The sequence below is a fragment of the Gillisella taibaishanensis genome (genome assembly GCF_001938985.1).
GTDB lineage: Bacteria > Pseudomonadota > Alphaproteobacteria > Rhizobiales > Rhizobiaceae > Allorhizobium > Allorhizobium taibaishanense.
This window is the reverse complement of sequence record NZ_MKIN01000022.1, coordinates 856,755-874,233: the sequence shown is the minus strand read 5'-3', so window position 1 is coordinate 874,233 and position 17,479 is coordinate 856,755. Positions and strand designations below refer to the sequence as shown.

The window sequence follows — 17,479 nt, the reverse complement described above, 5'->3', positions numbered from 1 at the left end:
TAGACCGGTCAGGTGGTCTTGAGGGTTGGCTTGCCCCATTCGGCGAGCGCGATGCCGCCGATGACGAGCACCAGCGCCACAATGTGAAAGGTTTCGAGGCGCTCGCCGACCACGACCACCGACAGGATGGTGCCGAAGACAGGCACAAGGTTGATGAACAGGCCGGCGCGGTTGGCGCCGATCATGTTGACGCCGGCGATATAGAGCGTCTGCGACACCAGCGAGGGCAGGAGCCCGCAAAACAGGATCAGTGCGTAGCCGGTTGCATCGGGCAGGATCAGTTTGCCGCTTGCCTCTTCCCAGGCGACCAGCGGCAGCGAGGCGATGAGCGCCCCGAAAGCCAGCGCCGCCATGAGGGTCTTCCAATGCAGGTCCGGCTTCCAGCGCAAAGCGATGGTGAAGATCGCGTAGCAGAGCACTGCGAGCAGCATCAGTCCGTCGCCCAGATTAAGCCTCAGCGATAGCAGCGCCACCAGATCGCCATGACCGGCGGTGAGCGCCACACCGATAAAGCTGATCATGAAGCCGGCAATCTGGGTGGCAGAGGCCGGAATACGGAAGATCAGGAAATTCAGAACGAAGATCAGCACCGTGATGCCGCCCTGTTCAATGGCGCCGTTGACAGCTGAGGTATATTGCAGCGCCGAGTAGAGAAAGCCGTTGAAGCCGGTATAGCCGATGGCGCCAAGGCCGAGCAGCAGCGGAATATGGCGGCGAACGATTGGCCATTCGGCGCGAATCTGCCCGGCGGAGATGGACAGGAGCAGCACGAAGGCCAGCGACCAGCGCCCAAAATTGAGCATCATCGGACTGATATGGCCGACTGCCAGCTTGCCAGCGACGGCATTGCCGCCCCAAAAAAGGGTCGTCGCGACAAGGTAAGCATAGGCTCTGATCTGCATTCGGTTTTCAACCCTTGCGCGTCATGATTTGCTGGGTGCCTGCCTACCCGATAAATCGCCACAGAGAAATCGGGGGAAGAAAGAAAATTTTGCCCCGGTTGTCGTTGGTTTTGCCATGCAAAAAGCTGGATCCTGTCATAGAAACGGGTCGCTTTCCGCAAAACAACACAGTATAGATGCGCGGGTTTGGGGGCGCGCAGGGCATCAGATCGCCCGGCGCAAACGGGCCAGCCGATGACGGGACGACATGTCTCGTTCGGTGCGGCCGGCCACAAGGCATAGGGAACAGGTGACGGTTTTGCGGCGTGTCGGCCGGTGTGCCGTTGTCCGAGACGAGGTTACGCTTCAGGCGTATAGACAGGATTTTGAAATGACGAATGTCGTGGTGGTGGGCTCCCAGTGGGGTGACGAAGGCAAGGGCAAGATCGTAGACTGGCTGTCGGAGCGCGCCGATGTGATCGTGCGCTACCAGGGCGGCCACAATGCCGGCCATACCTTGGTCATCGACGGCGTCAGCTACAAACTGGCGCTGCTGCCCTCCGGCCTGGTGCGCGGCAAGCTGAGCGTCATCGGCAACGGCGTTGTCGTCGACCCGCATCATTTCGTACAGGAAGTTGAAAAACTGCGCGCCCAGGGCGTGACGATTACGCCAGAGATCCTGCGCATTGCCGACAACGCGCCGCTGATCCTGTCGCTGCACCGCGACCTCGACGGCTTCCGCGAAGACGCTGCCTCCAACAGCGGCACCAAGATCGGCACCACCCGCCGCGGTATCGGCCCGGCTTATGAAGACAAGGTCGGCCGGCGCGCCATCCGCGTCATCGATCTCGCCGATCCCGAAACGCTGCCGGCCAAGATCGACCGGTTGCTGACCCATCACAACGCGCTGCGTCGCGGTCTCGACCTTCCGGAAATTTCCGTCGAGTCGATCGAGAAGGAACTGGCCGAGGTTTCGGCTGCGATCCTGCCTTATGTCGACCAGGTCTGGCGTGTGCTCGACGATCAGCGCAAGGCTGGCGCCCGCATCCTTTTTGAGGGCGCCCAGGGCGCGCTGCTCGACAACGATCACGGCACTTATCCCTTCGTCACCTCGTCCAACACTGTTGCCGGCCAGGCTGCTGCGGGTTCCGGCCTCGGGCCGACCGCGATCGGCTACGTGCTCGGCATCACCAAGGCCTATACGACCCGCGTCGGCGAGGGACCTTTCCCTTGCGAGTTGAACGACGAGATTGGAAAGCATCTTTCCACCGTGGGCCGCGAGGTCGGCGTCAACACCGGCCGTCCGCGCCGCTGCGGTTGGTTCGATAGCGTGCTGGTGCGCCAGACGGTCAAGACTTCGGGTATTACAGGCATCGCGCTCACCAAGCTCGACGTGCTCGACGGCCTTGAAGAGTTGAAGATCTGCGTCGGCTACAGGCTCGACGGTCAGGAAATCGACTATCTGCCGGCCAGCCAGAGCGCCCAGGCACGGGTCGAGCCGATCTACATTACGCTCGAAGGCTGGAAGGAATCCACCGTCGGCGCCCGCAAATGGGCCGATCTTCCCGCCCAGGCGATCAAGTATGTTCGCCAGGTGGAAGAACTGATCGGTGCGCCCGTGGCGCTGCTGTCCACCAGCCCCGAGCGGGACGACACCATACTTGTGACCGATCCATTTGAGGACTAAGGTTGCAGTTGATTTAATTTGTCTTGTCGGCAGGCGCCGGTGATCACGAGAAAGTACGAATGGCAGATTTCGTAGCAGTTATTCGACGTGCCGTTGATGGCCTGTCGAACAATACCCCGGAAATGCGCGTGAAGGTGTATGAGAAGGCGCGCGGAGCCGTCATGCGCCAGCTCGACAACATGACGCCGAAGCCATCCGAAGAGATGCTGCGCCGCCAGTTGGATAAGCTCGAGGCCGCCATCATCGAGGTCGAGGCTGAATATGCCGAGGCCCTGCCTGACGTGGAGGACGAGGTCTATGTGCCCGAACCGGAGCCGGTCGCGCAGCCCATGGCTGCGCCCGAGCCGGTTCACGTGCCGGAACCCGTCGCCGAACCGGTCTACGAGGCGCCAGTTCATCACGAGCCTGCTCATGAGGAGCCTGCTTACGAGGCACCGCATCAGTCGGAGCATGAGCAGCACGATCACGACCATGGGCACGACCACGACCACGGGCATGACGACCGCGATCATCAGCACGCCCATGCACCGGAGCCGGATCATCTGCCCGAACCGGCTTATGAGCCTGCGCCTGCCTACCAGCCTGCGCCATGGGAAGAGCCGGTGCAGATTTCTCAGCCGGAACCGGAGGCTCCATACAGACCGCATGTGGCCTTAGATGGCCCTGCGCAGCCGCCGTTTCAGCCTGCTCCTGCCGCACCCATTACGCCGCAGAAGCCGCCGATGGACGAATGGCTCGACAGCCATCTGGAGCCAGTTCCGTACGCAGCACCGGCTCCAGCGGCTACCCCTGCCGCTCGCGACAGCGGTGTCAGGCATGCCTCCGAGGAAAAGCGTCCGGAGCCGGCAAGCCTACCGCCGATCCCTCCGGCCCGTCAGCCTGTGTTCGATGAGACAGAGACGCTTGGTGCCTTCGACGCTTTCGTGCGCGACAACAAGGCAACCGAGCCACGCGGCCAGGAAGAGGCCAAGGATCTGCTCGATTGGGATGTGCCCGGGCAGTCCACGGGCTTTGACCAATCCAACGGCTTTGACCAGGCTGCAAGCTTTGGCCAACCCGGAGCAGCGCCCGCCTCTGGTACGACGGCCAAGGGCAAAGCCGGAGAAGATCCGGCCTGGTTCGACGATTTCGCCGCTACCGTGCCGCCTGCCGCCGCCAAGCCGGCCAAAAAGCCGGCGCGAGATGCATCAGCCAATCGCGCCAACACGTCGGAAGAAATCGCCGCCGTCTTGGCAAAGGCCGAGCGCAAGGCAAATATGCGCGGCAAGAAGCGCCGCAGCGTACTGCCTTATGTGCTGACCGGTGTGATCGTCATTCTCTTGGGCGGCGGCGGCTATTTCGCCTATGCCCATCGCGACAATCTGCCGGGCGCGCTTGCCGATCTCAAGCAATCGATCAATGGCATGATGGGCTCGTCCTCATCGTCCAGCACGCCTGCTTCCAGTACCGCCGATGCCGGCAAACCGGCGTCGATCCCGGCTGGCGATGCAGGCGCCAGTGGCCAGAAATTTACGCAAAAGCTGATGCCTGACGGCACGGAAGTGGATGGCGGCGCCTCGAGTGCTCCTGCCAGCGGCAATGAAGGCCGCTCGGTGGCGCAGCAGAACGGGCCTGCCAATCCGGGTGCGCCGGCCTCAGGTCCTGCCGGGGCTGCTGCAACGACTCCAGTGCAGGGTGCACCGTTTACCGTGCCTGAGAACGGCCAGAAGGCCTATCTCTACGAGGAACGCCTCGGCCAGACGACGCCAACGACCTCGCAGGGCTATGTGATCTGGGAGGCCAAGCGCGAGACCGGCGACACCGGCAAGCCCGAACCTGAAATCCAGGGTAAGCTGACCATTCCGGATAAGGGCCTGACGGCGCTGATCACCTTCAAGCGCAATACCGACAGCTCGCTGCCGGCCAGCCATCTCATGGAAATCGTCTTCTCCGTGCCGCAGAATTTCGAAGGCGGTGGCATCGACAGCGTTCAGCGCGTGGCAATGAAGATATCCGAGCAGGACCGTGGCGACCCGATCGTCGCCGTACCGGCCAAGATCACCGACGATACGTTCATGATCGCCTTCAACGATTTCGCCGAAGTCGTTGCTCGCAATGTCGACCTGCTGCGCGGTCGCGAATGGATCGACATTCCCGTCACCTATCGCAACGGTCGCCGGGCGCTGATCACCCTCGACAAGGGCACGGTCGGCCAGCCGATCTTCGACAGCGTCATCAAGGAATGGGCAGCCCTCGGCAATGGCCGCAGCGGCGGCTGATATCCGGACATGACCAAAATAAAAGCGCCGCGCGTTTGATAACGCGCGGCGCTTTTGCGTTTTTAGCTGCTATCGGATTTTGTAATCAGGCCCACAGTGCACGATGCTACCGTTTTATCCGTGGTCTATCCCCCTCTGCCTTGCCAGGCATCTCCCCCTCAAGGGGGAGATCGGATGGAGGCGACCGCTCGTTTCTCCTGAAACCTCAGGAATTTTCAGGCCTTAACGAAGATCGTGCCGAAGAGATGATGTGGAGTGAGAAGCCCGATCCTTATCGATCTCCCCCCCCGTGAGGGGGAGATGTCCGGCAGGACAGAGGGGGTAGGCCACGAACGAGAATGTTTGCGTCTTGAACTGTGAATCAGGTAGGCGCGATACGCTAACTATTTGTTTGCGCATCGGATATTTCCGAAAACCGGTTCCCCTTTTTCGGTCCGATTATGCAGGCGCCACCTTCTTCCCATGGTCCGGCAGATCGGGCGCCACTTTCTCTCTGTTGAAAACGAACAGCAGCAGCGCCAACGCGGCAATGCCCCCGTGCACGAAATAGGCGAGCGAATAGCCGCCTTCCTGGGTCAGCCAGCCCGCGACGACATTGCTGGAGGAGGCGCCGATGCCCTGTACCGTCATGACCGCGCCCAGCCCGACATTGAAGCGCCCGGAGCCTGACAGGATGCGCTCGGCGGCAATGGGCGTGGCAATGCCGATCAGGCCGGCGCCGATGCCGTCGAGGATCTGCACCGGATAGATGGCGGCAAAGCTCGAAAAGCTGCCGGCGATCATGCCGCGTACCGGGAGCGCCAGAAGCGCGATGAAGAACACCGAGCGCAGGCCGAAGCGGTCGATCAGGAACGGCGTGGCGGTTGCCACGGCAATCATTGCCAATTGCGATACGCCTGTGGTGATCGCCGTGGTTTTGAACGGGCTGTCGAGCTGGATCGAAAAGTCCTGGGCGATCAGTCGGCTGATCGGTGCATTACCGAAATGAAAGATCATCAGAATCAGCGCCAGTACGATCAAGCCGCGATTGTGCACCAGCATGGAATAGCCCGACGGCGCCGCATGGCCATGACTGGCGCCTTGATCCGGCTGATCCTTTGACCCGAGGCCGCGCGCTACATCCTGGTCTATCTCCTGCGGACGAATGGCAAGCACGGCCACAATGGTCGCCAAGGCCGACGCAACCATCAACCAGACCACGCCGTTCTGGCCGAAATGGGTGGTGAGGTAGAAGACGCAGGCGAGTGAAAATACGTTGCCAGTGTGGTTCCAGACCTCATTGCGCGACACCTGACCGGAAAAGGCCTTGTTGCCGACGAGGCCGAGCGTCAGCCCCATCAGTGCAGGACCGATGACTGCACCGACAAGCGCCGTGGCGGACTGGCCGCCGAACACCGAGAAGTCATTGGGCGTTGCCAGGGTCCAGAGGGCGGCGGCAGTGACGACGATCACAGGCAGAGTGATCAGTGTCCGCTTATAGGGCGTGGCATCGACCAGGGCGCCAAACAGCGGCGTTGCCACCATGCCGATCACGCCGCCCATGGTGGCGATGATGCCAAGCGTCATCGGCTTCCACCCCTGCGTGGCGAGAAAGCCGTCCAGAAAGGGGCCCAATCCGTCGCGGGCATCGGCAAGGAAGAAGTTCAGCACCGCAAGGGCAATCAGGGAGCGGCGGCTCACGGAGACAATCTGAGACTGTGCGTTCACGATAGCCCTTTCGGAAAGGTTGAAAAATCAAATATTTAGCTTCAAATAGGGCGGTCGGGACGGTTTGGGAATTTGCAAAGCGCAAAAATGTTCCCCTGCGCTTGCTCTTTGCGATCAAGGGCCTAAATGGGAGGAGCCGAGGGGAGATCAGCTTCCGGTTTCCGCGGCCCGTCAGTTTTTTCCCGGCCGGATTCGGCCGCGTGTTTTCGGATTTTCCATGACCGCAATCTATCTCACCTGGGGCATCTCGGCCCTGTCCGTTCTCGGGGTCATCAGCCGGCCTTTCGGCTGGCCGGAGGCGATCTGGGCGGTGCTTGGCGCGGCCGTGCTGCTGGCGCTCGGCCAGATCGGCCTCAACGATGCCTGGGCCGGTATTGCCAAGGGCTATGATGTCTATCTGTTCCTGATCGGCATGATGTTGCTGTCAGAACTGGCGCGGCGCGAGGGCCTGTTTGATTGGCTGGCGGCGCTCGCCACCCAGCGCGCCAAGGGGTCGCCGGTGCGGCTGTTCGTGCTGCTCTACGGTGTTGGCGTTCTGGTCACGGCCTTTCTGTCCAATGATGCGACGGCTGTCGTGCTGACGCCGGCGGTCTATGCGGCGACCAAGGCGGCGAAGCTGAAGAACCCGATGCCGTATCTCTTGATCTGCGCCTTCATCGCCAATGCCGCAAGTTTTGTGCTGCCGATTTCCAATCCGGCCAATCTGGTGATCTTTGGTGGGGGCGAGATGCCGCCGCTATCGACCTGGCTTGCCACCTTCGCGCTGCCGTCCGTGGTTGCCATCGTCGTGACCTTCACCATGCTCTACTGGAGCCAGCGAAAGGCGATCCGCGAGGAGACGCTGGAGCATGACATCGAGACCCCGCATCTGTCGCGAAGCGCCAAGCTGGCCGGTTACGGGCTGGTGTTGACCGCTGTCGTGCTGATGGTGGCTTCGGCAATCGGGCTTGATCTCGGCCTGCCGACTTTCATTGCCGGCGTCCTGACAACAGTTCTGGTTCTCGCCCTGAGCGGGCAGGGGGGCATGGGGCAAGAACTGGGAGAGACACTGAAGGGCATCTCCTGGAGCGTGCTGCCGCTGGTGGCTGGCCTGTTCGTGCTGGTCGAAGCGCTTGATAAGACCGGGCTGACTGTGATGCTGGCCCAGCATCTGTCTGAGGCAGCGGCCAATGATGCGAAGACGGCGGCGATGGGTGCCGGTCTGCTGGTCGGCTTCCTCTCCAACCTCGTCAATAACCTGCCGGCCGGCCTTGTGGCTGGTGCGACGGTGCAGAGCGCCCATGTCGGCAGCGCCGTCTCGGGCGCCGTGCTCGTCGGCGTCGACCTCGGCCCCAATCTCTCCGTCACAGGCTCGCTCGCCACCATCCTCTGGCTTGCGGCGCTCAGGCGCGAAGGCCTGCATATGGGCGCGCTGGACTTCCTGAAGATCGGCGCAGTCGTGATGATCCCGGCGCTGGTCCTGTCGCTCTTGGCGCTGGTGGCGGTCGCTGGATAAACAAAAAGCCGTGGCGTTTGTTGCGCGACGGCCCTCATGAAATGAACAGATGAACGTGGCTGCTTACGCCTCGACCACCCGCAGCGCCTTGGCGCGCTCCAGAGCGTCTTTATGAACGGCCTCCTGGACCTTTTCAAAAGCACGGACCTCGATCTGGCGCACGCGTTCGCGACTGATGTCGAACTCGGCTGACAGCTCTTCGAGCGTAACCGGATCTTCAGCCAGGCGGCGGGCCTGGAAAATGCGCTTTTCGCGATCATTCAGCACGCCCATGGCACGGGCCAGCATGTTGCGGCGCGTCTCCAACTCGTCCTGCTCGATCAGGGTGGTTTCCTGGCTTTCGTGGTCGTCCACCAGCCAATCCTGCCACTGGCCGGACTCGCCCTCGCTGGCGCGGATCGGCGCATTCAGCGAGGCGTCGCCGGACAGGCGCCGGTTCATGGAAATCACTTCCTCCTCGCTGACCCGCAGCTTGGTGGCAATTTCCGTGACCTGATCTGGTTTCAGATCGCCTTCCTCGATGGCCTGGATCTTACCCTTGAGGCGGCGCAGGTTGAAGAACAGCCGTTTCTGATTGGCGGTCGTACCCATTTTGACCAGCGACCACGAGCGCAGGATATATTCCTGGATCGACGCCTTGATCCACCACATCGCATAGGTGGCAAGGCGGAAGCCGCGCTCGGGATCGAATTTCTTGACCGCCTGCATCAGGCCGACATTGCCTTCCGAGACCACTTCGCCGATCGGCAGGCCGTAGCCGCGATAGCCCATGGCAATCTTGGCGACCAGGCGCAGGTGGCTCGTAACGAGGCGATGCGCGGCATCGCGGTCGCCATGCTCGGCATAGCGTTTGGCGAGCATGTATTCTTCCTGCGGTTCCAGCATAGGGAACTTGCGGATTTCGTCTAGATAACGGTTCAGTCCGCCTTCACCGGCGGTTATCGAAGGCAAGCTATTGCGGGCCATAAAGCACCCCCTTTATTCATGAACTTCCCGATGGCAATAGGGCAAGCTCGGTCGTGCGGATTTCCTCATCCCGCACGAAATCATATGTCAGATAAGTGTGGCATTAGCGGGATTCAAGCTCCTACCCGCGTTCACGGTCGATTTACCGGGACGACGTTTCGAGCGGAACTTGGACTATACGGTTGGAACCCCTCAGACTCCCCAGGGTTCCGATTTTTTTATTCGTCTTTTCCCGTCGCCTCTATGAGCGAAATGCAAAGAGGTCCTCATCCGGATCCCTGCCGCCGTCTATCCGCGCCGAGACGATCTGGGCGGCGATGGTGGAGAAGGTAATGCCGTTGCCGCCAAAGCCCATGACCACATGAACATGATCGGTGCCAGGCGCGCGGTCGATGATCGGCAAACCGTCGCGGGTTGTGCCGAAGGGGGCGGCCCAGCCATAGGCGATGCGGTCCATCTCTATACCGGCGAGATCCTTCAGTTTTTTCCGAATGATTTCGAACTTGCGGGCGGCCTTGTCCGGGTCCTGATGGGCCAGCGGATCGTCCTCGTCCTCGCCACCGGCGATGATCCGGCCATCCGGCGTGGAACGGAAATAGAGATAAGGCTCGGATGCCTCCCAGACGAGATGGTCGTCCAGCCAGTCCGGCCGCTCTGCATTCGGTTCGGAAGCAAGCGCCCAGGTGGAGATCACCTTGTGCAGCGGGCTTTCCATCATCTTCAGATATTCATAGCCGGTGCAGGCGATGAGGTCGGCTGCTGACAGCAACATACCGCCTGTCGTCGCCATCATCACCCCATCGCGGGTCTCCCTGATATCGCTGATGGCAAGCGGCGAGACCACTTCCACGCCACGCGCCAAAGCCGACTTCAACAGGCCAGCAGTCATCTGGGCCGGGTTGGCGCTGGCCGAATAGGGCGACACAATCGCGCCGGTGCGATCGATGCCGAACCGGTCCTTCACTTCGGTGCCGTTCAGATAATCGGCCTCAAGGCCAGCATCGCGGCGCAGATCCGCTTCGGCTGAGAGCCCGCGATATCCCATCTCGTCGCCTGCCAGGAACAGGCTGTTGCGCTGCTGGAACTGGCAGGCGATGCCGAGGGCATCGATGCGCGTGCCGAGATGTTCGACTGACGCGGCCGAGCGCCGCCAGGCGCGGCTCGCCTTTTCGGTGCCGATCGCCTTTGACAGCTGAGAGAGGGGAATGTCGATTTCATGCTGGATCATCGCGGTGCTGGCCAGCGTGCTGCCCCTGACCGGCGCGCGTCGGTCGACCACGAGAATGCGCCGACCCTCCCGCGCCAGCGCGTCCGCCATCAGCGCGCCGCTGATGCCCGAGCCGATGATGATCACGTCATAGTCGCGGCGGGCCGGCTTGGCCTGGCTGTCGACGGAAATGTTGGGTGTCGCGGCCCAGAAGGACTTGCCGTCATGAAGGTCACGCGATTGTCCGACGGCTTGCTTGGTATCCATGTCTGCCCTTTGTCCGTTTGCGCGTCCGAAGACACAGCTGCTTTTCAGCCATGCCGGACGTGCGCTAACGTACAAAAGCGCAAAGGGTTCACTCGATGGCGCGCAGGGCCTCGATTATCCGCTCCATGTCATCGGGCATCGGTGCCTCGAAATGCATGGTCTCGCCGGTGACGGGATGTTCGAAGGCCAGCAGATAGGCGTGCAGCGCCTGCCGGTGGAACTGCGTGACGATGGTTCTGGCCGCATCCGGCAGCAGATTGGCCTTGGTCTTGAAGGCGGCGCCATATTCAGGGTCGCCGAGCAAGGGATGGCCGATATGGGCCATGTGCACGCGGATTTGGTGGGTGCGGCCGGTTTCCAGCCGGCATTCCACCAGCGAGGCAAGGCAGGTGGCATCCGGCTTTTCGCCGTAGCGCTCCATCACTTCGTAATGGGTGATTGCCTCGCGCGCGTCGTCGGTATCGGCCTGCTTGACGGTGCGCTTGGTGCGGTCGCCGGCCCGGCCGAGAGGCGCATCGATCGTGCCGCGCAAGCCGCGTGGCCGGCCCCAGACGATGGCCTGATATGCGCGCTCCAGCGGGCCGGTACGGCCATGGTCGGCAAACTGGTCGGCGAGGTGGCGGTGGGCGATGTCGTTCTTGGCGACCACCATGACCCCTGAGGTTTCCTTGTCGAGTCGATGGACGATGCCAGGGCGCTTGACGCCGCCGATGCCCGACAGGCTGTCGCCGCAATGGTGGATCAGCGCATTGACCAGTGTGCCTGTCCAGTTGCCCGCACCGGGATGCACGACGAGACCGGCCGGCTTCGACAGCACGATCAGGTCCTTGTCTTCGTAGAGCACGGTCAGTGGGATATCTTCGCCCTTGGGCTCGGGGTCTTCAGGCTCCGGCATGGCGATGACGATCCGGTCGCCAGGCTTGATCTTGCGCTTCGGCTCGGTGATGACAGCAGCGTTGATAGAGACGGCGCCCTGTTCGATCAGCGCCTTCACCCGGTTGCGCGACAGGTCACCCCCAAGCGTGCCCGCCAGCCAGGCGTCCAGCCGGCCTTCGGCGCTCTCGTCGGCAATCAGCTCTTTCCTTGGCTCGCCGGCTTGTTTAAAGGGGTCAGTCATAGCGCGTCCTGTGTTTCAGCCCTTGCGGCCAAGGCCCGATGGGCGGCAGGAGCAGCTCCATCAGGAAAAGGTTGACGTTCATGAGCCAAGTCGAGACCGACGAACAGAAAGACAAGCCGCTCGATCCGACGCTCGAAAAAGTCCGCCGCAAGATGCTGCGTCTGCAACTCGTCTCGGCGGCCATCATGTTTGTCAGCCTTATGGCCGTGTTGGCGGCCGTTGTCTACAAGGTCCGGCACGCGCCCACGCCGGAAAAGACCACGGCGGGTGGCCTGGCCATTCCCTCCGACCAGCCGCTGTCGCTTGCAGCCAGACTGCCGGCCGGCTTTAAGGTGACGTCGACTTCGCTGTCGGGCACGCAGATCCTGTTTTATGGCACCACCGCCGAAGGGCAGGGACGTGCCTATGTCTTCGATCTCCAGGTCGGGCGGATGATCGCCGATGTGGCGGTGACGCAATAGGCCGTGGCTGAGGTCATCACCATATCAGATGCGCAGGACCCGCGCATCGCTGCCTTCAGCGCTATCCGCGAGCGTGATCTCGTTGGCCGCGAAGGCCGGTTCATTGCCGAGGGTACTGTGGTGCTGCGCATGCTGCTTGCCGCGCATCATGCAAATGCCGGTATCCGCGCCGAGGCGCTGCTGCTGCTGGAAAACCGGGTGGCGGGCCTGGCGCCGCTGCTCGAGGAGTGGCCCGACGATCTGCCTGTCTACGTTGCCAGTGCCGCCGTTCTCGATGCCATCGCCGGTTTTCACCTGCATCGCGGCGTGTTGGCGCTCGGCAGCCGGCTGACTGCTCCTTGCGCCAGCGATCTGATTGCCGGCCTGCCGGAAAAGGCCCTGGTTCTGGTCGGCTGCGGCATTTCCAACCACGACAATGTCGGCTCGATGTTTCGCAATGCCGCCGGCTTTTCGGCCGATGCGGTTCTGCTCGACGAGACCAGTTGCGATCCGCTGTACCGCAAGGCGCTCCGCGTTTCGGTCGGCTCGGTACTTTCAGTGCCCTATGCGCGCGAACAGAGCGGGATTGCGCTGCTCTCTGCGCTGGATGCCGCGGGCTTCATGGTCGCAGCGCTGACGCCATCAGGGCAGACGGAAATCGGTGCCATCGCTTCAGGTCTCAAGGACCGGCAAAGGCTGGCGCTTGTGGTAGGCACGGAAGGCGAGGGCTTGCCGCCCGAAGTGCTGGCGCGCTTCATGACCGTGCGCATCGCGCAATCATCGCGGCTCGACAGCCTTAATTTGGGCACGGCGAGCGGGATTGCCCTGCACTGTGCTGCGCTGGCACTGGGGAAGTTGGGCTAGAGTTCGTCAAGGAAAAGTGGAACCCTGTTTTCCCTAAAAGATAAGCGAAAACAATAAAATACGACGTAAAGACAGTCGCGCTTTTATCCGTGGCTCCCCCCCTCTGCCTTGCCAGGCATCTCCCCCTCAAGGGGTGAGATCGACAAGGATTGGACGTTTCGCTCCACATTATGTTTTGCAACGCCTCTCGCAAATCCAGGATATCATTGAGGTATCGGGAGAGACGAGCTGTCGATCGATCCGATCTCCCCCCTTGAAGGGGAGATGTCCGGCAGGACAGAGGGGGGTAAGCAGCACGCTAAAGCCGTGGTGTTCTGTACGGGGCTTCTCAACCTGACAGAACCAAGTGTGATCAATCGCCTAGCAGATCCGGCGCCAGCGCCTTGATCCGGTCCCGCAGCGGCTGCGCAACATCGTCACCCGAGGCGTCACTTGCCGCGCTACCGGGCGCGGCTTTCGCCAGAAGCGATGGGATCGGCGAGTCTTTACCCTCGCTTCGGGCGGTGAGCACGATCATGCCGGCGGCAATGTCCGCGATCTCTGCGCGCAGGGCTGCATCCTGTTGCGGGCTGGCGGCATCGTCGAGCTTGGCAGACAGGGTCTCGCAACGGCGCCGGAGGTCTGCTGCAAGCGTTTCAGTGCCGGTGGGAAGATCCTTGCTCATTTCGCCACCTGTTCCACTGGGCCGGCTGTCTTTTGCAGGCGTTCCAGCCGTTCTTCCAGTCGCAGCACTTTGTCTTCTTCCTGCAGCAGACGTTGCTCGGCCTTTTGTGCGCGAGCGGCTGCAGCCTTGACCTCGTCGCGCAGCGTCTCACGCTCGGTGCGCAGATCCTGCACGCGCAGCTGCAGGTCCTCGGTCTGATGTTTGTGGGTGGCGGTCTCGCGGCTGCGGGCGGCAAGATCTGCCTCCATCCGGTGCAGCTTGACGGTGAGCTTCTCGATATCGAGATCGCGACTGGCGACCATGGCTTCAGTGCGCTCCAGCGCGACCTTCATTTCGTCGATCCGGGTCTGGTTCTTGCGCAGTTCGGCGCGCAGAGCGCCGGCCTCGTCGCTCATCGCGCGGATCTGCTCCTTCAAGCCGTCCTCGGCATTCAGCGCCCGGATGGCTTCGGCTTGGGCCTGATCGGCGGCGGCCTTGACGGCGACGAAATACTCGCGCTCGCGTCTTAGATCATGGGAAAGCTTGGCGCTTTCGGCCGCATAGAGTGCGCGCACCATATCTTTCTGGGCGCGGACTTCCTCGGGGCCGAGCGGTGCCGTGGCCCGCAGCCGTCGCTCGGTATAGGCAACGATGCGGCCGTGGATGGCAGGGGCGATCAAGGCCGCCAGCAGGGCTGCTGCGGCAAATCCCAATGCGAAGAGCAGGGCGTATTCGATCACGGCAATGCCATATCCGTTAGAACATTTTCAGCTGGGTCAGGTGACGGTTTTGTCTACGCGGCCTTTGTGCCTTTTTTAGCGCAAAACCGCCCGACGTTCCATGCCGCTTTCTGCTTGCGCCGGCATGGAGCGGCCATTCGGGGCGCCTCAAAATCATAGATCTTGAGCGCGCCCACTCCACCTCAGAAGGGGTTCCAGGTGGAGGACTGTGTCAGTTTCAGGTAGCCGACATTGACGCCCAGACGGGCACCGACGCCGGTGCGGATTGGCACCAGCACCATGTTGTTGTTTTTGAGCGCCGTCATGCCGACGCCGGCCACCACATAGGCAGAGCCGCTGACGCCACCAAAGCGGCTATAGAGGCTGCCGACGGAGGGCAGATTGTAAACCAGCATCATGGTGCGGCTGCCATTGCCGCCGTAGTCGATGCCAAGCGAAGGGCCCTGCCAGAAGGCCGGATGCTGACCGGCATTCTTGGTGTAGAGCGTGCCTTCGCCATAGGTCAGGCCGGCGATAAAGGCGCCGGAGCCTTCCTGGCCAAGAATATAACCATTGGGCAGGCCGTACTGCGCAAACGCCTTTTCGATCACCTTGGCAAGCGCGCCGCTGGTGGATCCGAAGAAGGAATGGCCTGCATCGACCACTTCCTGCATGGTATATTGATCGCCCTGGGCCATAGCCGTCGTCGGTTGCCAAACAAGACTTGCCGCAACCACGCCAGCCGTTACAATCCAGGCCTTCAAAAGGTCCCGAACGATGGAAAAGCGCATCGCTTCCTCCTCGGATTTCACTCGAATCGGCCCTTATATGGCCGCTCTTCATCTTGATGACTTCGTATTAACAATGGGTTTACCAAATATGGTGTCATTATGGCGTTGACATCATGCGGCTTGATGGGGTGAGCCCCCGTGTGTTCAGCCGATAACAGACTTTGCCGTCGAGGAGAATTCGATGCTCAAGAACGTGAACCTTACGCTGGCCGGACCTGATCTGGCGGCCCTGCTGTGCAGCCGCGTCTGCCACGATGTCATCTCGCCTGTCGGTGCCATCAACAACGGGTTGGAATTGCTGGATGAAGGCGGCGCTGACGCCGACGCCATGGACCTCATCCGCACCAGCGCACTCAATGCCTCGGTACGGCTGAAGTTCGCGCGGCTTGCCTTCGGCGCGTCCGGCTCGGTCGGCGCATCGATCGATACCGGCGAGGCCGAAAAGGCCGTGAAGGATTTCGCCATCGCTGAAAAGAAGACCGAGATCACCTGGAACGGTCCTCGCGCCATCATCGCCAAGAACCGCGTCAAGCTGCTGATGAACCTGATGCTGGTGGCTTACGGCGCGATCCCGCGTGGCGGCTCACTCGACGTGACGCTGGAAAATCCGGAATATGACGCGAAATTTACCATCGTCGCCAAGGGCCGGATGCTGCGCGTGCCACCGAAATTTGCAGAAATCTGCAATGGTCAGCTGGAAGAAGCGATCGATGCCCATTCAATCCAGCCGTATTACACGGTGCTTCTGGCTGATGAAGCCGGTATGGAGCTGAAATATGTGATCGGTGAAGGCGAAATCACCTTTACGGCCGAATCAGTTCCAGCTGCTTGAAGATGTCGCGCGGACGGTGGCCGGATGACGATCCGGCTGCCGAATGTCCCGTGACAGTGTCTCTGATCCGGGCAGTCTCTATCCGACGTGGTGAATCGGTTGTGCCTGCGGGTAATGTTTCCTTAGGCTTCTGGCTTTAGAATTAAGGCACAGGGCGCGGCAATGAAGCCGTGGGAAGGGCGGCGCAAAGCGGGGACCGGCTGATAGCGCCGACGCCGTATGCACATCGAAGGGGACCGACATGCAGACGCTGATCATCGCTGACTCCTCCGACATCGTTCGCAAGGTTGGCCGCAAGATCCTGTCTGAACTGGGCTATGTCGTGACAGAAGCGGCGACAGGTCGCGAGGCGATGACGGCGTGCGACGCGCAGCTGCCATATGCGATCATTGTCGATTCCGGCCTCGAGGGTGCGCTGAGCCTGATCACCAATATCCGCGCCATGCCCGAGGGCAAGTCGGTGCGAATTTACTATTGCGTCATTGAAGCCGATCTGAAGCACATGATGCAAGGCAAACGGGCAGGCGCGTCCGATTTCCTGTTAAAGCCATTCGATCGCAATTCGCTGACCCAGGTTTTCGGCAATCGCGAAGCCGCTTGACGCTTTCATTTTCAGGTTGATTGAGGACCGTTGATGGGACTTGATGGTTTGCGTCCCAATGGTCGACATCTATCGACGCGTCGAGCTTCCACATTTCTCAACTGATATCGCGGCACCCGCTTTCCCGCATCGATCCTCGCTTTCCGTCGTTTCAGCAACAAAAGAACCCCCGCCGAGGGCAGGGGTCTTAATCGAGACAGGCTGTGTCGATGGGGCAACGACGAAGGCGAACGGGCGTTTCGAAAAACGCCGCGTGCTCGGCAGTCGGTTTATGCCTTGATCAGGCCGTTTCCATATACTCGGAACTATCGGGTTCGCGCAGAACGTAGCCACGGCCCCAGACGGTTTCGATGTAGTTTGCGCCGCCGGCAGCATTGGCCAGCTTTTTGCGCAACTTGCAGATGAAGACGTCGATAATCTTCAGTTCCGGCTCGTCCATGCCACCATAGAGATGGTTAAGGAACATTTCCTTGGTCAGCGTCGTGCCCTTGCGCAGCGAGAGCAGCTCCAGCATCTGATATTCCTTGCCGGTCAGGTGCACGCGCTGGCCGCCGACTTCGACGGTCTTCGCGTCGAGGTTGACGATCAATTCGCCCGTGATGATGATCGACTGGGCATGACCCTTGGAACGGCGCACGATCGCATGGATGCGGGCAACCAATTCGTCCTTGTGGAACGGCTTCGTCATGTAGTCGTCGGCGCCGAAGCCGAGACCGCGCACCTTATCCTCAATGCCGGCCATACCGGACAGGATGAGGATCGGTGTCTTCACCTTGGACAGGCGAAGCGTGCGCAGGACTTCGTAACCCGACATGTCGGGAAGATTGAGGTCCAGCAGGATGATGTCGTAGTCGTATAGTTTCCCGAGGTCGACGCCTTCTTCACCGAGATCGGTGGTGTAAACGTTAAAACTTTCGGACTTAAGCATCAGTTCGATGCTCTGCGCTGTGGCGCTGTCGTCTTCGATGAGTAGAACCCGCATAATTATCCCCTTTACCGCCGCC

General features: G+C 61.2%; 16 protein-coding genes. 7 read left to right on the top strand and 9 right to left on the bottom strand.

The genetic code is table 11. The features are described from left to right. Nucleotides 1–8: 8 nt before the first annotated feature. Nucleotides 9–902 carry a DMT family transporter gene (locus BJF91_RS15200; RefSeq protein WP_075615296.1) on the bottom strand — a complete coding sequence of 298 codons (894 nt, stop codon included), beginning with the start codon at nucleotides 900–902 and terminating at the stop codon, nucleotides 9–11. Between the two features lie 370 nt (nucleotides 903–1,272). On the opposite strand from BJF91_RS15200, the gene BJF91_RS15195 reads away from it, so the two are divergent. Both BJF91_RS15195 and BJF91_RS15190 read left to right on the top strand, forming a co-directional pair. Then, complete coding sequence (locus tag BJF91_RS15195) at nucleotides 1,273–2,568, top strand: adenylosuccinate synthase (RefSeq protein ID WP_075615295.1); 1,296 nt, start codon at nucleotides 1,273–1,275, stop codon at nucleotides 2,566–2,568. A gap of 59 nt (nucleotides 2,569–2,627) precedes the next feature. Next, nucleotides 2,628–4,826 (top strand): hypothetical protein, encoded by a 2,199-nt coding sequence (locus BJF91_RS15190; protein ID WP_075615294.1) that lies wholly within the window; start codon nucleotides 2,628–2,630, stop codon nucleotides 4,824–4,826. A gap of 438 nt (nucleotides 4,827–5,264) precedes the next feature. Here the strand turns inward: BJF91_RS15190 and BJF91_RS15185 are convergent, their stop codons facing one another. After that, nucleotides 5,265–6,506 (bottom strand): MFS transporter, encoded by a 1,242-nt coding sequence (locus BJF91_RS15185; RefSeq protein ID WP_234801630.1) that lies wholly within the window; start codon nucleotides 6,504–6,506, stop codon nucleotides 5,265–5,267. A gap of 244 nt (nucleotides 6,507–6,750) precedes the next feature. On the opposite strand from BJF91_RS15185, the gene BJF91_RS15180 reads away from it, so the two are divergent. Then, a complete protein-coding gene (locus BJF91_RS15180) occupies nucleotides 6,751–8,028 on the top strand; it encodes an arsenic transporter (RefSeq protein WP_075615292.1) in 1,278 nt (425 codons plus the stop codon). A gap of 63 nt (nucleotides 8,029–8,091) precedes the next feature. On the opposite strand, the gene rpoH is transcribed toward BJF91_RS15180, so the two are convergent. The 3 genes from rpoH to BJF91_RS15165 form a co-directional block, all read right to left on the bottom strand. Next, nucleotides 8,092–8,994 (bottom strand): RNA polymerase sigma factor RpoH, encoded by a 903-nt coding sequence (rpoH, locus tag BJF91_RS15175; RefSeq protein WP_075615291.1) that lies wholly within the window; start codon nucleotides 8,992–8,994, stop codon nucleotides 8,092–8,094. Nucleotides 8,995–9,235: 241 nt separating this feature from the next. Continuing rightward, nucleotides 9,236–10,468 (bottom strand): NAD(P)/FAD-dependent oxidoreductase, encoded by a 1,233-nt coding sequence (locus BJF91_RS15170; protein WP_075615290.1) that lies wholly within the window; start codon nucleotides 10,466–10,468, stop codon nucleotides 9,236–9,238. An 88-nt stretch (nucleotides 10,469–10,556) separates the two neighbouring features. Then, entirely contained in the window at nucleotides 10,557–11,585 is a 1,029-nt protein-coding gene (locus BJF91_RS15165) for an RluA family pseudouridine synthase (RefSeq protein WP_075615289.1), read from the bottom strand. A gap of 80 nt (nucleotides 11,586–11,665) precedes the next feature. On the opposite strand from BJF91_RS15165, the gene BJF91_RS15160 reads away from it, so the two are divergent. Then, complete coding sequence (locus BJF91_RS15160; RefSeq protein WP_075615288.1) at nucleotides 11,666–12,046, top strand: hypothetical protein; 381 nt, start codon at nucleotides 11,666–11,668, stop codon at nucleotides 12,044–12,046. A gap of 3 nt (nucleotides 12,047–12,049) precedes the next feature. After that, nucleotides 12,050–12,889 carry a TrmH family RNA methyltransferase gene (locus BJF91_RS15155; RefSeq protein ID WP_075615287.1) on the top strand — a complete coding sequence of 280 codons (840 nt, stop codon included), beginning with the start codon at nucleotides 12,050–12,052 and terminating at the stop codon, nucleotides 12,887–12,889. 352 nt (nucleotides 12,890–13,241) lie between these two features. On the opposite strand, the gene BJF91_RS15145 is transcribed toward BJF91_RS15155, so the two are convergent. From BJF91_RS15145 to BJF91_RS15135, 3 genes are all read right to left on the bottom strand, one after another. Next, nucleotides 13,242–13,553 (bottom strand): hypothetical protein, encoded by a 312-nt coding sequence (locus tag BJF91_RS15145; RefSeq protein WP_075615286.1) that lies wholly within the window; start codon nucleotides 13,551–13,553, stop codon nucleotides 13,242–13,244. Further along, a complete protein-coding gene (locus tag BJF91_RS15140; protein ID WP_075615285.1) occupies nucleotides 13,550–14,272 on the bottom strand; it encodes a hypothetical protein in 723 nt (240 codons plus the stop codon). The genes BJF91_RS15145 and BJF91_RS15140 overlap by 4 nt, the downstream gene beginning before the upstream one ends. Nucleotides 14,273–14,454: 182 nt before the next feature. Next, the gene (locus BJF91_RS15135) at nucleotides 14,455–15,042 is read right to left on the bottom strand and encodes a DUF1134 domain-containing protein (protein WP_075615284.1); all 588 of its coding nucleotides are present in this window, start codon (nucleotides 15,040–15,042) and stop codon (nucleotides 14,455–14,457) included. A 181-nt stretch (nucleotides 15,043–15,223) separates the two neighbouring features. On the opposite strand from BJF91_RS15135, the gene chpT reads away from it, so the two are divergent. Continuing rightward, nucleotides 15,224–15,874 (top strand): histidine phosphotransferase ChpT, encoded by a 651-nt coding sequence (chpT, locus tag BJF91_RS15130; RefSeq protein WP_075615283.1) that lies wholly within the window; start codon nucleotides 15,224–15,226, stop codon nucleotides 15,872–15,874. Nucleotides 15,875–16,115: 241 nt separating this feature from the next. Then, entirely contained in the window at nucleotides 16,116–16,475 is a 360-nt protein-coding gene (locus BJF91_RS15125) for a response regulator (RefSeq protein WP_075615282.1), read from the top strand. A 280-nt stretch (nucleotides 16,476–16,755) separates the two neighbouring features. Here BJF91_RS15125 and ctrA read toward each other — a convergent pair whose 3' ends face one another. Then, nucleotides 16,756–17,457 carry a response regulator transcription factor CtrA gene (ctrA, locus tag BJF91_RS15120; protein ID WP_054157231.1) on the bottom strand — a complete coding sequence of 234 codons (702 nt, stop codon included), beginning with the start codon at nucleotides 17,455–17,457 and terminating at the stop codon, nucleotides 16,756–16,758. Between the last annotated feature and the right edge of the window lie 22 nt (nucleotides 17,458–17,479).

Bases quoted from the DNA above. Each gene is read 5' to 3' on its own strand.
- BJF91_RS15200 (WP_075615296.1), bottom strand. From the start codon at position 902: ATGCAGATCAGAGCCTATGCTTACCTTGTCGCGACGACCCTTTTTTGG.
- BJF91_RS15195 (WP_075615295.1), top strand. From the start codon at position 1,273: ATGACGAATGTCGTGGTGGTGGGCTCCCAGTGGGGTGACGAAGGCAAG.
- BJF91_RS15190 (WP_075615294.1), top strand. From the start codon at position 2,628: ATGGCAGATTTCGTAGCAGTTATTCGACGTGCCGTTGATGGCCTGTCG.
- BJF91_RS15180 (WP_075615292.1), top strand. From the start codon at position 6,751: ATGACCGCAATCTATCTCACCTGGGGCATCTCGGCCCTGTCCGTTCTC.
- rpoH (WP_075615291.1), bottom strand. From the start codon at position 8,994: ATGGCCCGCAATAGCTTGCCTTCGATAACCGCCGGTGAAGGCGGACTG.
- BJF91_RS15170 (WP_075615290.1), bottom strand. From the start codon at position 10,468: ATGGATACCAAGCAAGCCGTCGGACAATCGCGTGACCTTCATGACGGC.
- BJF91_RS15165 (WP_075615289.1), bottom strand. From the start codon at position 11,585: ATGACTGACCCCTTTAAACAAGCCGGCGAGCCAAGGAAAGAGCTGATT.
- BJF91_RS15160 (WP_075615288.1), top strand. From the start codon at position 11,666: ATGAGCCAAGTCGAGACCGACGAACAGAAAGACAAGCCGCTCGATCCG.
- BJF91_RS15145 (WP_075615286.1), bottom strand. From the start codon at position 13,553: ATGAGCAAGGATCTTCCCACCGGCACTGAAACGCTTGCAGCAGACCTC.
- BJF91_RS15135 (WP_075615284.1), bottom strand. From the start codon at position 15,042: ATGCGCTTTTCCATCGTTCGGGACCTTTTGAAGGCCTGGATTGTAACG.
- chpT (WP_075615283.1), top strand. From the start codon at position 15,224: ATGCTCAAGAACGTGAACCTTACGCTGGCCGGACCTGATCTGGCGGCC.
- BJF91_RS15125 (WP_075615282.1), top strand. From the start codon at position 16,116: ATGCAGACGCTGATCATCGCTGACTCCTCCGACATCGTTCGCAAGGTT.
- ctrA (WP_054157231.1), bottom strand. From the start codon at position 17,457: ATGCGGGTTCTACTCATCGAAGACGACAGCGCCACAGCGCAGAGCATC.